Below are 12,742 nucleotides of genomic sequence, written 5' to 3'. Positions count from 1 at the left end.
ATATTCTATTTGCCCCTCAATGGGTGAGGGGCGCGCCGAACTGGCGGGTTCCCGAAACACGGTGAGAACGATGGCAACCCGAGACATCTACGAGAGCGGATTCGACGAAGACGTCCGAACGGAATCGAGTGCGAACCAGTGTCCCGAGTGCGACGGTCGAATCACGACGAACGCGGCCGAAACGATCTGCGAGGACTGTGGCCTGGTCATCGACGAACAGCGTATCGATCACGGGCCGGAGTGGCGGCCGTACGACGACGAGGAGTGTGAACGAACGGGCGCCCCACTTACTGCGGCTCGCCACGATCGCGGCCTGTCGACGGAGATCGGTCGCGGTACCGACGCGAAGGGGAACGAACTCTCCGGGCAGAAGCGACGGCGACTCGCGCGGATGCGCCGTGAGCAGACCCGGGGTCGCTGGCGGTCGAAAGCGGAACGGAATCTTGCCCACGGGCTGGGCGAAGTGCGTCGGTTGACGAGTTCCCTTGAGCTCTCCGATTCGGTTCGCGACCAGGCGTGTCAGCTCTTTCGGAGCGCCCAGAACGAGGATCTGCTTCGTGGCAGGTCCATCGAGGCCATCGCCGCGGCCAGCGTCTATGGGGCCTGCCGGTGCAACGGCCGCTCGCGGTTAGTGGACGACGTCAGCGAGATGGCCCGCGTGGCGGAGTCACGGGTCACGAACGCGTACAAGACGCTGAACGAAGAGCTGGGTCTCCCCGCTGAGCCCGTCTCCCCCAGCATGTTCGTGCCGCGCCTCGCCTCGGACCTCGAGTGTCCGGACGAAATCCGACAGCGGGCCCGAGCCCTCGCGGAACAGGCCGAGGAGCGCGGCGTCACGACGGGCGTCCATCCGGCCGGGTTCGCCGCGGCCTGTCTCTACAAGGCCGGTCGCGAAGAGGGCCGATGGTTAACGCAATCCGAGGCGGCGGACGTGGCGAACGCCTCGAAGGCGACTGTCCGGGCACACCGGGATACGTTGGAGGAACAGGTCGCCTGACGCAGCCCACTGTCTCTCCGTCTGTATTGCATATCGTTCGATCCACGCTACGATTTAAACACGAAGACGAGCGAAGTTCTCTGTAGACTACTCTGTAAGCTAGCCCACCTAAAGAGGCGGACTTTCACCATGGACTCCCGCTCTAACCGAATCTGGTACGGGTTTGACCCCGTTCGCGTTCAGCATCCCGGTGTTCAAGCGCACGCCTACGGGTGCGCCTCCTTCGCCGCCAGTTTGGTTGCGAAGGAGTCGATAGCCGATGTTCTTCGCTGCGTTGTAGTCCGCGTGGTTCTCATATCCACAGGACTGACAGCGGAAGGTGTCCTGCGACGGGCGGTTGTCCTCGTGGGTGAACCCACACGACGAGCACCGTCGGGACGTGTTCTTCGGGTTTACCTGTTTAACCTGAATCCCGCGTCCCTCGGCCTTGTACGAGACGTAGTCGTACAGACTATTGAATGCCCACTCGTGGAACTTGCGGGCGTCGGGCATACGATCGCGGATATCCGTCAGGTCCTCGAAGGCGATTACCGTGCAACCACTCTCGCTCGCTTCAGCGATGATGTCGTTCGCGATACGGTGAAGATACTGCTCGAAGCGCCCCGTCTCCTTGCGTCCGACCGCTTGGACGTTCTCGTGGGCCCACCGCGAACCACACTCCTGCAGCGACTTGCGGCGCTGGACGTACTCCGTTCGCCAGTGGTTGAGTTCGTCGGCAGACCAGAACGCGCCAGTCGAGGTGACGGCGATGTTCTCGATCCCGAGGTCCACACCGAGAATCGTTCCGTTCTCGGCCGGTTTGGGATCGTCCACGTCCGCCTTTGTTCGGACGTGGAGGTAGAAGTCACCACGGCGATAGTGGAGTGTCGCGCCTGTCGTCTCCCATCGTTCAGAACGCAGGTGCTTCGAGTGGGGCGTGTCACGGGTCTTGTCGGGCAAGACGTACTCGGCGGTGACACGCCCATCGACGGTAGACAACACGGCGTGGTCGTCATGGAACGTGGCGTTGCGCTGGTTGTATTCGCAGAACGGCGAGGAGAACGTCGGAATCGAAGCGTACTCGCCGTTCTTCCACTCGGCGACGACGCTCTTGAGCGCGTCAACAGCACGGTTACGAGCCGATTGGACGTGGTTGCTGTGGAGTCGCGTCTGCTCGCGAACCTCGTCATAGGTCATCTCATGCAAGACGGACGAACGGGTTTCCGCCCACTCGCCGTCCCACGCGGAGTCCACGACGTAATTGGCCGCCCACAGGAACTCGTCAATCGTCTCGTGGAGCAGGTCCGCCTGCTCGTCGGTCACGTCGAGTTTGACCGGGACAGTCCGACGGACCTCCATACAACTCACAACTCGATCTATGCTTAAATGTATTAATATAGTCAGGTGGGGGATGCACCCCTCCACCAGCAACGGCGGTAGCGTAGGCAAGCGAACACACTCCTTCCCTCAGCTGCAGGAATCGGTTTCCACAGGGTGGTATCTATGAACGGTCGTTACTCCGACTTTGAGGAACTGCGGCCGACCGGCGAGGCGTCCCGCATTCCGGACACAAGGCTGGACGACGGGTGTGAAGGTGCCCCCCGGCGGCAACGCGTCGCGACGAGCGCTGGTGGCTACCCGGATGCGCCGACGACTACCGACGGCGAGTGCCGGTCCTGTGGGGCGTCAGTCCCAGACGGCCAGACGAAATGCCGGTTCTGTCTCTCTAACCATCTCGGAGGTGACGCCACTAGCACGAACGAGGCAGCGTCGACGACGTGCCTCGGCATCGTCCACCTGGTCGTCGAGTCGACCACGTTCTACGGCGCCGTCGCGAAGGGCGGCGCCGCGGCGAACCTCCTCTCTGCCAACGAGGCGGAGCCGGCCGTCGACGACTACACGCTCATCTACGATCTCGACGAGGCGCCGGCGCGCCAGCTGGCCGAGCAATGGCCCTCACTGCCCGACGCGGTACAGGTGTCGTCAGAGGAGGGAGAGCGGCTTCTCAGTGCCGCCCGTGACCGGACTGGGTGGCACGGGCAGGAAGCGTCGAAGCGTCCGGAGCAGGCCCCGACGCGGCTCTACGACCAGCGTGGGGACGGCATCCGCGGCGCGTCGCGTCTCGACGCGGTCCTCGACGACGCCGACGACGCGGTGTGGCTGGTTCCAGCGATGGCGCTGACCGAATCTACTGGCGAGGCTGCGGCTGATCGCCAGATGTCGTCGGTACCGACGACGCAGGAACTCGACTGTCAAACCTGTGGACAGGCGACCGACCATCGGTTCAAGAGCCACGAGTCGGTCCCGGATGCGGCGTGGACGGGGCAACCGATCTGGGAGTGCCGGGTGTGTGGCTCGGCTCGCTACGGACCCAGCAAAGCGGGTCAGGACTCGTCTTAACCAACATAGCGACACAAAAACACACCAATGTTGGTTAACGAGCAGGCCCAGTCCGACAGTTACCCGCAGCCGGAGAGGTTTCTCTGCGCCGTGAATCGGCGAGGCGCTTCAAATGGACCCACGCAACACACCCGGATATCGACTGCATCGCTCACTCACCAATCTCAAACGCATCGAGACGGCCGGACTCAACGACGCAGATCAGGAGCGGATCGAGGCAGCGAGAGCTCTCCTGCAAGACGTGAGTCTGCTCTCCCAGCCGGAAGACAGTGGGGACGCCGGAACACAGATCGAGTCCTGAGCGGCGGTATAACGATGAATCCGGATGTCTCGCTTCTGAGGCTGTTTATTGCCCCCCAGAAGGGGTGCGGGGGAGAGAACCACGAGGCCAACAAATGACCCACCTCACTGAACAATTCCATATTCCCCGAGAGTATCACGCCGCCTGTTCCCGAATCCTAGAGCTCGGGCAACGCCATCTCCGTCGATTGCTCAAGGAGGAATACTGGCGAGACAGGCACCTCGAAGCGATTCAGTCCCGCGATAGCAACGACCACACCTACGTCCGAGACGACGAGTACGAGCCGTTCGAGGACACAGACGCATACCTCTACAACCGATTCAAGCGATGTATCTACCATCGTGTTACTCGGATTCTAAAAGCTCATCGTGAGAAGTACCGTGCCTTCCAGTTCATCGTCGACACTGTCGAGGAACGAAAAATCAGGCGGGTTGGATGGCAGCAGCTTCGAAGCCGCCTATTCGATAGTGGAGACTCACCGTACATCCATTGGAGCAATATCGAAACCATCGTCGAGCAGCTAAACTATCATTACGACCGGTATGGCCGATTTCCTGAAGCATACACGGATCTCGTCGACTGTCCCCAGCCCGACGACACGGTTCCCTTCGGCCCGGACAGCCGTGGAGACATCCACGAGGTCCAAGCCACGGACGGAGAAGTCATGGTGACGCTGAAGGCGCCGGATTCGCTATCGCCCAACTCGTATGCCGACTGGACAGAGCACGAAATACGGTTCCCAGCCCACCAACGGTTCAACGATATGCTTGAGGCAGGAGAGCTGAAAGCGCCGACACTGCATTCCTCTGAACACGGCTATACGCTGGACGTGCCAGTAGATGTTCCCGAGACCTCCATAGACACCACTCCCGGCCGTGTTCTCGCCGTGGATCTCGGCGTGAAAAAGCAGGCAACTGCAGTTGTGTTAGACGGATCTGAAGACGGACAGGAGGAATTCCAGATCGCGCCACCTGCCTTTGTCGACCACCACGCGAAGGACAAGCTGTTTCGAGTGAAAGCCGACGCCGAGAGCATAGACAGCCGACTTGCCGGACTCCGCCAACAGGGCAAGGGCCATACCGAGCAGTTCGCTCACCTCCTCAGCGAATATCGCCGGACGCGACGGAAGGAGCGACGTCTCCGCGACCAGATTCAGCACGATGTAGCGAATCAGTTGGTGTGGCTCGCGACCGTTCACGAATGCGAGACGATCGTCCTTGAGTCGCTAGGGCAGCTGGAGGCCGAAGGCACGGGTGGTGTCACGGCATGGAGCATCTCGACGTGGGCCCATGGGAAGTTACTTGAGCTGCTCCGGTACAAGAGTGACCTCCTCGGGATCGACGTCGAGACGGTGAATCCGTGGGGGACATCACGCTACTGTCCGCGGTGTGGCGAACGTGGCAAGACCGTGAAGGCACCGACCGATCACACCGAGTTACGCAACGGCGGTCACTTCTACTGTCCCAGCTGTGAGTATGAGTGCGACCGAGATGTGGTCGGCGCGGTCAACGTCGGACGAAAACACCTCTCTGGGAGTCGGATGGAAACGGCGAATCCCTGTGTCTACACGGCGCGGGGAAATCACGCCAGCTTTCCATCACGCCCCACCTGCGAGCGTGTCCGTTCTGAGGCCGGCACGGAGGATTCAGAAACCGTGTCGGTGCCTGGCGTTCAGTCCGCGGCCAACAGTGAACAGGATCCGGCGAGTGGCCGTCAGACCCGATTGTCCGAGTACCGTTCTTCGTCCCTCACTACGACACGAAGCCGGACAGAGGGAGGACTGCAACAAAATCAGAGCAGGAAGACGGGACTGCGGTGTCCCAGCGGGAGCATTACGAGGCAGTGCTTGCTCGCCAGCACGACCGATTCCCATGAGATGCTTCCAAATCCTGCCGAAAATTAGAACGGCTACGACGATTTTGAGGTCTTCGAAAGTTTAGGGCCTCACGGACCACGACATCGGAATCGCGAGGTTCGAAGCTCTCCGAGACCTTTGCTAGCTCAGGAATCCGACTGAGAGCTTCGCACACTACTGGCCCAACCTGTAAACCGCCAAATCAACTATGGACAGTCTTGTTCGATATTATTGAGTTCATTTAGTGCCTCTAGACGTTGTTCGGCCTGGCGTTGCTTCTTTTCTCGCTGGGGCTCTTCCATACGGGCATATCGAAAGGCCTCTGCCACCACGTTTTGATCCAGCCCATAGAAATCGTCTATATATAATTGAATCAATGAATCAGCTAAGTACTTGGCCACGCGTTCATGGATTTCCCAGATGTCCCCCCAGTTTGCTTCGTGGACCCATTTGTTCCGTGTGTCATAGAGCTGCTCAGTGATGGTTTTGAAAAATATTTCGTGGGCCTCACTGGCACTGACACTATATGCCCACATCGCCCGGTCGACGATCTCGCCTTTTTCACCGTGCCCAGCTAATGTGAGTTCTTCAATACACCGCCAAAATCCGAAAAATGCATTCTGACGTTCTGTCTCGACCATTGCTCGCTGATACTCTAAAAGAGCATCTTGGAATATCCCTGCGAGTCCATCAGCGCCATAATTGAAGGACGGGATTTCCTCAAACCGCTCCGGCAGACCTCCATTAGTCCAATCCAAGTCCACAGTGCGAGGTGAACTCCGATTGGTGATGGCGACCTCTAATGGATGGTCAGTGCCAGCTGTAAGGACAGCCATCGGTTCTTGTATCCATGACCACCGTGGATTCCCTGGCGAGGGCTGGTCCCGCTCGCTCAATCGCTGAATTTCCCAACAATAGAGTGTATAATTGATCTTCGCACACAACAGATTCAGAGCAGTATTGAGCTTATTCGCTGCATGGCTACGTCCTTTCGACTGAATAGTCGTCGTCCAATAGCTATAATCAGTGTCCTCACACAGCGACTCCACCGTTCCAGTTCCGAATGTGTCGGGATACCTTCTGAATTCTGAAAGCTGCTCAGACCATTCAGACTCAGAGATTGGCTGGAAGGTAATATCGAAAATCTCGATTTCTGGAGGAGAGCCAGCCCATTGTATATTCAACGGGAAATAGAAGATAGTTTCCAGTTGCTCACCCTGCCCGATTTCGGCAATGACCTGATTGACTTTTGCCTCGTACGTCGATACCAGTCCATCTTCTTCAATCGATTCCTCAACGGGATAGTGATATTCGTCCCAGTCTACCTCAGCGTCCGATTCGAATGCCAGGTCTTGGATGATACCTAGCACATCTGACTTTATATCAGATGGAGCAATTCCCAAGTCATAGAGTGGGAAAGTCTCCTGTGCTAGTTTCTCGAACGCATAATTTGAACGATGGCGAGCCCATGGTGACGACGAGCGTTCGCTTGCTTCAAACGCATCAGGTGTCGAATTACGGCTGATATCGTGTTGCCAGTCAATTGCCCATTCTAGCAGCTGGTGAATTTCTTCCGACTCTAATGACATTGCTCCACTATTAGTACAGGAGTATGAATAATCGCCGGGACAGAACTAACCCAGTTGGCTGTTCGAATCCGGTCACGGCTGTTTGTTTTTATGCCCCAGTAGGGGTGCGGGGCGATCCAGTCGCGGTCGCCCCGTGAGGTGATTGCTCGATGGGACACCGCGCACTCGTTGCGTATGAACGCACAGACGGACAGTACACGCTGCACTACAGCCATTGGGGCGCAGCGAACCTGAAGCTCAAGCACCGAATCTCGGCTGAGTCGCCATTCGGTGGCGACGACACCGACTCCAAGTGGGCGAAACAGCTGCTGGCGGAACTGGCCGATGGCCTCGAGGCAGATGCGGTCGACGGCTACCTCGCTGGCGAGGATCGACCGTCGACGGTCGTCGAGCCGAAGCCTCGTGCCACCGGGCTCACGCTCGACGAGATCGTCGCGGACCATCTCGACTACCTCCACCACGAGGCGTTCTTCGTGGTGTCGACGACGTTCGAGGTGACCGCCTATCGGACGCTGTGGTTCGGGCTCCACTACGACTCGGAGACGGTCGAACAGGGAGAGACTGTCAGGAACGGCGCGCTTGCGACGGTGCGCTGGTACGACGGCGAGCCGGTCGGCGACGGCCACCTGCAGGGACAGTTCGCGGCCCTCAAAGACATCGTCGGCGACATGCTTGACAAGGGGGTCTTCACGCCGTCGACGGCGAGACAGTACCTAAAACGGAAGCTCGCTGAGCGGGTCGGCGACCGACAGGAGCTGCTCATTCCGACTGGAGAATCACCCTTCGAGAAGGCGAGTACCAGTCGTGGGTGATTTGTTACGCACGAAATTCTCTTCGCATATTGTTGTTTTAACCTTGAGAACGGCAGACCAGTGTCCCCGTGTTCCTGCCGACGAAGTCGGAAGATCGAACGCTGCGACCATAATCAAGTCCTCCCGGTGGGTTAGTCGTCTGAGAGTGATCTGTCGGGCTGCTCCGGAGCTGGCGCAGGTGGCTCGTGGGTGCCAAAGTCAGGGTGTGTCTCTTCCATCCAAACGTACACGATGGCTCCAGAGACGAACATCAAGAGTGCCGTCATGTAGAAGGCAGCCTCGACGTTGACGAACTCCATGGAAAGTCCGATCAGGATCGCACCGACGCCATAGCCGGAGTCACGCCACATCCGGTAGACTCCCATCCCGGTCGCACGCCACGTCGGGTGTGCGGCGTCGCCGGGGACGGTCATCAGATTCGGGTAGAGCAACGCCATCCCGAGCCCGGACACACCGGAGAGCACGGCCCACAGGAGATACTCATCGACGAGCACCATCCCGAGAACGCCGGCACCGGTGAGAAACATCCCCGCGACCACCGGTGGCCGGCGACCGATCCGGTCTGCGAGCCCGCCTGTAGCGATCTGGAGGAAATACATCGCGCTGTGGACGCCGACGATGAACCCGACCGCTGCAATCCCGAGTCCCTGACTTGTGAGATACAGGGGGACAGCGAGCCAGAATAGCGTATCGACGAACTTCTCGATGTGGCCAGCTTGCGCCGCAGCGAACAGCGTCTTGTCGCCGTAGGTTGCCCGCTTTAGCACTTCGACGAACGGGAGGTTCGCGTCGTGGTGATCGTCGTCATCGATTTCCGCCGCAGCGAGGTGTACGGTCTCCTTGATCAGGAAGATCGAGATGAGGAACGCCAACACGACGACAGCGGCAAGGAAGTAGAATGGCTCGGGACGGAGGCCCGTTCGGGCGGCGATGACGCCTGTTACCCACGCACCGACGGCGACTCCGCTGTAGCCGAACGCTTCGTCGATACCCACAGCCAACCCTCGTTGTTTGGGCCCCGCGATATCGATCTTCGCGTTGATCGCCATACTCCAGGTCAGCGCCTGGTTGATACCGAGCAGAATGTTCCCGACGGTGATCCACGCCCAGCTCGGGGCGAAGATGAGGATCACGGGAAGCGGCAGTGCCGTCGCCCAACCCAGTATGAGGACCGGCTTGCGGCCATACTCCTCGCCCCATTTCCCGGCGTAGAGGTTGAGGAGGGCCTTCACGAACCCGAAGGAGACGACGAATGAGCCGATGACGAGCAAGGACTCGACACCGAGAACGTCGCGGCCTAAAACCGGAACGACAGCGCGTTCGGACCCGATGGTCAAGCCGGTCGCGAACACCAATAGGACGTGCAGCGAGAACTGCCCGAGGTGCGCGCGAATACCCTGTTTGGGCTCAGATCTCGTACTCATCGGTTATTCCGCTGCGCAGCTGATAGGGCTCGGCTCCAGTTCAGTTCGGTCATCAGTAGAGGCAGATTTCCCGTCGTCCGTCCCGTAACGCACAGTCCATCCATCTAGTTCGCCACTTCCTCGACGAGGTTCGCGTAGAACGCCTCGTCGCGGACGCCGACAACTTGTTCGGCCGGCTCACCGGCACTGAACGCGACCACGTTCGGGACCCCCTGGACGCCGTAATGGGATGCGAGCTGCTGGTTCTGGTCGACATCGACTTTGGCGACGGCTGCGTCAGTCTCCGCAGCGAGGTTCTCGAGAATCGGTTCGAGCATCTGGCACGGGCCACACCAGTCCGCGTAGAAGTCGACGAGGACGACGTCGTTCTCGTTGACCGTCGCGTCGAGTTCTGCCTGACTGTTCACGTAGACCGGCTCCTCGGGCGTCGACAGCGTGTCTGCCGCCTCTACGAGCTCTTCTCGGCGGTTCTTTCGGATCTCCTCGACATCGTCTGCGGATGGTTCCGTCATCGTATCCAAAGATAGGCAGCAGGGAGACTTAATGGTTTTGCACTTAAAGAACAATATTGCTGGAGTGAATCAGTTTACATCTCTCTAGTAACCCGTTCAAGATACCCTAAATCACCGAGTCCGCTCTATAACCCATCGACGATTATTTCGGGGTATGGCCATAACTATACAGTATGGGCTACCACACGTTCGACGCTGCGAAGGCATCGAAGCTCGAGGACGCGGCGCGTCGCTACCGCTACGTCTCCCGTGAGGAACTTCTCTGGGCGCTCGACGTGAGTTCCACGGAGACCGTCGCCGATTTCGGGAGTGGGACGGGATTCTACACAGACGATGTCGCACCCCACGTCGAATCCGTCCACGGGGTCGACGTACAGCCGGAGATGCACGAACGGTATCGTGAGAAGGGTCTCCCGGAGAATGTCGAGTTAGTTGAGTCCGACGTCAGCAACCTCCCGTTCGACGATGGCACCCTCGATGCCGCGTTCTCGACGATGACGTACCACGAGTTTGCGAGCGAACGGGCGCTCGAAGAAATCGTGCGCGTGCTTCGGCCGACTGGGCGACTCGTCGTCGCAGACTGGTCAGCCGCTGGTGACGGCGAGGCAGGGCCCCCGGTAGACGAGCGCTACGACGCCGATGCGGTCGTGACCGCGCTTCGTGGCGTCGGTCTCGAGGTCGAGTTCCGGGCGAGTAGACCGGAAACGTTCCTCGTCGTCGGGGTGCTCGATGCGTAGCGTCGCCCCCGCACGACTGGACGAACTACGCTCCGAAAAAGGTGTGTTCGTCCTCGATATTCGACCCGAAAGGGATTTCGGGCGCGGTCATATCGATGGGAGCTACAACGCACCAGTGTACCACGAACTTCGACGGGGTAAGAGCGAAGCGCTCGAGGAATACCTGGACGATATCCCAGCCGACGCCACTGTCGTCACGGTCTGCAAAGCCGGCATCGTCGCGAAGGAAGCGACGTCGACGCTCAGCGACCGAGGGTACGACGCAGCCACGCTCACGGGAGGCTATACGGGTTGGCGCCAGTACGAGGGAAACACGCTGGTGTACCGGGTCTTTGTCACAATCCGGTCACTCCTACCCTGACAAAAACGACCGATCGGTCGCGTTTACCGCCGAGTCTTGTCGCGTTTCAGACGCTCACGGCTCTCTTCGAACTCTTCTTCAGAGATCTCTCCGCGCGCGTATCGCTCTCGGAGTGTTTCGAGCGCCGTGTCGGTTTCGGGTGCGCTAGACTGGTCAGTGGTTCGAGTGACGACAGCGTAAGCGAGGGCGAGAATCGCGATCAGAACGATTGCCCAGAGGAGCCACCAGCCACCGTACATGCCGCCACCCATCTGGTCACCCATCCCGCCTTGGGCGGCAGCGATACCGCTCGTTGCCGTCGGTGCTACCACGGTGCCGATTAACTGGGGTACTATTTTTCTGAAATTCATGACCGTGTTAAGTTCGTAGTTCGAGTCCACTGACCGCTCGAAACCCGCCGCAGGGAATCGTGAGCGTTAGTTAGCTGCGCAGTTGTTGGGGCCGAGTTCGAGAGCCTCGGCGTCCTCGCCTGGCTGTTCTTTGCCCCAGTTGATCTCTTTGATCTCGTTGTAGTTGGCGGGTTCGTCGGCAAGACTCTCGACGATAGTCTCGACGAACGTCTCTTCGTCGCCGGCGTCGACGTAACTCAGCAGTTCGTTGGTCGACTCCTCTTCGAGTTCGCCGAGCTCGGTCGCGAGGGGACGGACCTCTTCGTCGCTGAAGTGGCCGGGGAGGACGATTGTGTCATCGTCGAGGCTCGTCAGGCGCTCGAGGCTGTCGAACAGCTGACTCGCTGCCGTCCGGACCGCCTCCTCGGAGCTATCCTCGAGGTCGGGGCGACCGACACTACGCAGGAACAGCGTGTCGCCGGAGAGGAGAGCACTGCCGAACCCGAACGAGACACTCCCGGGCGTGTGGCCGGGCGTATAGAGGACGTCGAGTTTGCGGTCACCGACCGCGATGACGTCGCCGTTCGTGAGTTCAGTCACGTCATCGAGTTCGCCTGCGTCCTCCTCGTGGAGATAGTACGGGACGTCTAGTTCGCCGGCGAGCCGCCGCGCACCCGAGATGTGGTCGGCGTGGGCGTGGGTGTCCGCGACGCCGACGATGTCGAGGTCGCGCTCGTCGGCCGCGCCGAGATACTGATCGATGTACTGGGTGGGGTCGACGACGACGGCCTCGTCGCCGTCGTGGACGAGGTACGAGACACAGCCCGTCCCGGGGCGGACGATCTGCACCACGCCATCGTCGCCCTCGATCTCGTACTGTCGGTGAACGCGTCCCCAACCGTTCATCCCGCCGTCGATGGACTTCGCGTCGAACCCTTCCTCGCGCAGGAACTCGGCGGCGCGTGCGGAGGTGACGCCGGCGACGCAGATTACTGCGATCTCCTGGTCCTCGGGGAGCTCGTCGAGCCGGTCGGCGAGCGTCGAGAAGTCCTCCTCCAAGAGTTCGTCGTAGATGGGCAGGTTGGTGCTTCCTGGAATCTGCCACTCTTCGAAGTCGTCCTCGTTTCGCACGTCGAGGATGAACAGATCCTCGGCTTCGTCTTCCCCTATACGCCGCGCAACGTCAGCTGGATCAATACGGGTATTGCTCATTACACCCAATACTATGCACCTTTGCGGTATAAAGTTGACGCCTAGCGCGATGGGGAAGGAGCCAGAAGAGGGGCAAAACCTGTTTGTTAGAGATACGCGGTCTGGCCTATCTCTCAGATGGGGCGCTCCTTCACAGAGACAATCTGGTAGTACTCGACCACTTCCGTCGCGTAAATGGGGAATCGCGGCAGTTCAGAAACGGTTGGTGACGGCCATACATAGTGGACCAGGAGT

Annotated in this window: 13 protein-coding genes; 7 read left to right on the top strand and 6 right to left on the bottom strand. The window is 59.6% G+C overall.

What is annotated here, in order from left to right; all coding sequences use genetic code 11:
* The first annotated feature begins 70 nt into the window (after window positions 1-70).
* On the top strand, window positions 71-997 hold the full coding sequence (locus ACQE3M_RS15585) for a transcription initiation factor IIB (protein WP_430506455.1): 927 nt from the start codon (window positions 71-73) through the stop codon (window positions 995-997).
* Window positions 998-1,105: 108 nt separating this feature from the next.
* Here the strand turns inward: ACQE3M_RS15585 and ACQE3M_RS15580 are convergent, their stop codons facing one another.
* Window positions 1,106-2,335 (bottom strand): RNA-guided endonuclease InsQ/TnpB family protein, encoded by a 1,230-nt coding sequence (locus ACQE3M_RS15580; protein WP_430506454.1) that lies wholly within the window; start codon window positions 2,333-2,335, stop codon window positions 1,106-1,108.
* A gap of 144 nt (window positions 2,336-2,479) precedes the next feature.
* Between ACQE3M_RS15580 and ACQE3M_RS15575 the strand changes: the two genes are divergently transcribed.
* From ACQE3M_RS15575 to ACQE3M_RS15565, 3 genes are all read left to right on the top strand, one after another.
* The gene (locus tag ACQE3M_RS15575; RefSeq protein ID WP_430506453.1) at window positions 2,480-3,376 is read left to right on the top strand and encodes a biosurfactant protein 1; all 897 of its coding nucleotides are present in this window, start codon (window positions 2,480-2,482) and stop codon (window positions 3,374-3,376) included.
* A gap of 112 nt (window positions 3,377-3,488) precedes the next feature.
* Window positions 3,489-3,677 (top strand): hypothetical protein, encoded by a 189-nt coding sequence (locus tag ACQE3M_RS15570; protein ID WP_430506452.1) that lies wholly within the window; start codon window positions 3,489-3,491, stop codon window positions 3,675-3,677.
* 94 nt (window positions 3,678-3,771) lie between these two features.
* Window positions 3,772-5,580: an RNA-guided endonuclease TnpB family protein gene (locus ACQE3M_RS15565; RefSeq protein ID WP_430506451.1), complete on the top strand. Its 1,809-nt coding sequence runs from the start codon at window positions 3,772-3,774 to the stop codon at window positions 5,578-5,580.
* Between the two features lie 158 nt (window positions 5,581-5,738).
* Here ACQE3M_RS15565 and ACQE3M_RS15560 read toward each other — a convergent pair whose 3' ends face one another.
* Window positions 5,739-7,121 carry a hypothetical protein gene (locus ACQE3M_RS15560; protein WP_430506450.1) on the bottom strand — a complete coding sequence of 461 codons (1,383 nt, stop codon included), beginning with the start codon at window positions 7,119-7,121 and terminating at the stop codon, window positions 5,739-5,741.
* Window positions 7,122-7,270: 149 nt separating this feature from the next.
* Between ACQE3M_RS15560 and ACQE3M_RS15555 the strand changes: the two genes are divergently transcribed.
* On the top strand, window positions 7,271-7,933 hold the full coding sequence (locus ACQE3M_RS15555; RefSeq protein ID WP_430506449.1) for a DUF6735 family protein: 663 nt from the start codon (window positions 7,271-7,273) through the stop codon (window positions 7,931-7,933).
* Window positions 7,934-8,064: 131 nt separating this feature from the next.
* Here ACQE3M_RS15555 and ACQE3M_RS15550 read toward each other — a convergent pair whose 3' ends face one another.
* Window positions 8,065-9,357, bottom strand: a complete 1,293-nt coding sequence (locus ACQE3M_RS15550; protein WP_430506448.1) for an MFS transporter — start codon at window positions 9,355-9,357, stop codon at window positions 8,065-8,067.
* 104 nt (window positions 9,358-9,461) lie between these two features.
* The gene (gene trxA, locus ACQE3M_RS15545; protein ID WP_430506447.1) at window positions 9,462-9,869 is read right to left on the bottom strand and encodes a thioredoxin; all 408 of its coding nucleotides are present in this window, start codon (window positions 9,867-9,869) and stop codon (window positions 9,462-9,464) included.
* A gap of 173 nt (window positions 9,870-10,042) precedes the next feature.
* Here trxA and ACQE3M_RS15540 point away from each other — a divergent pair, with 173 nt between their 5' ends.
* Window positions 10,043-10,606, top strand: a complete 564-nt coding sequence (locus tag ACQE3M_RS15540) for a class I SAM-dependent methyltransferase (RefSeq protein ID WP_430506446.1) — start codon at window positions 10,043-10,045, stop codon at window positions 10,604-10,606.
* Window positions 10,599-10,967: a rhodanese-like domain-containing protein gene (locus ACQE3M_RS15535; protein WP_430506445.1), complete on the top strand. Its 369-nt coding sequence runs from the start codon at window positions 10,599-10,601 to the stop codon at window positions 10,965-10,967. Before ACQE3M_RS15540 ends, ACQE3M_RS15535 begins: the two co-directional genes overlap by 8 nt.
* A 23-nt stretch (window positions 10,968-10,990) precedes the next feature.
* Here the strand turns inward: ACQE3M_RS15535 and ACQE3M_RS15530 are convergent, their stop codons facing one another.
* Entirely contained in the window at window positions 10,991-11,347 is a 357-nt protein-coding gene (locus tag ACQE3M_RS15530) for an SHOCT domain-containing protein (RefSeq protein ID WP_430506444.1), read from the bottom strand.
* Between the two features lie 36 nt (window positions 11,348-11,383).
* Window positions 11,384-12,508: an MBL fold metallo-hydrolase gene (locus ACQE3M_RS15525; protein WP_430506443.1), complete on the bottom strand. Its 1,125-nt coding sequence runs from the start codon at window positions 12,506-12,508 to the stop codon at window positions 11,384-11,386.
* Between the last annotated feature and the right edge of the window lie 234 nt (window positions 12,509-12,742).

This window comes from Halosubterraneus shenae, from assembly GCF_050510935.1.
Classification (GTDB): domain Archaea; phylum Halobacteriota; class Halobacteria; order Halobacteriales; family Haloferacaceae; genus JBDGPU01.
The sequence above is the reverse complement of the archived record's forward strand: the minus strand, read 5'-3'. Positions and strand labels throughout refer to the sequence as shown.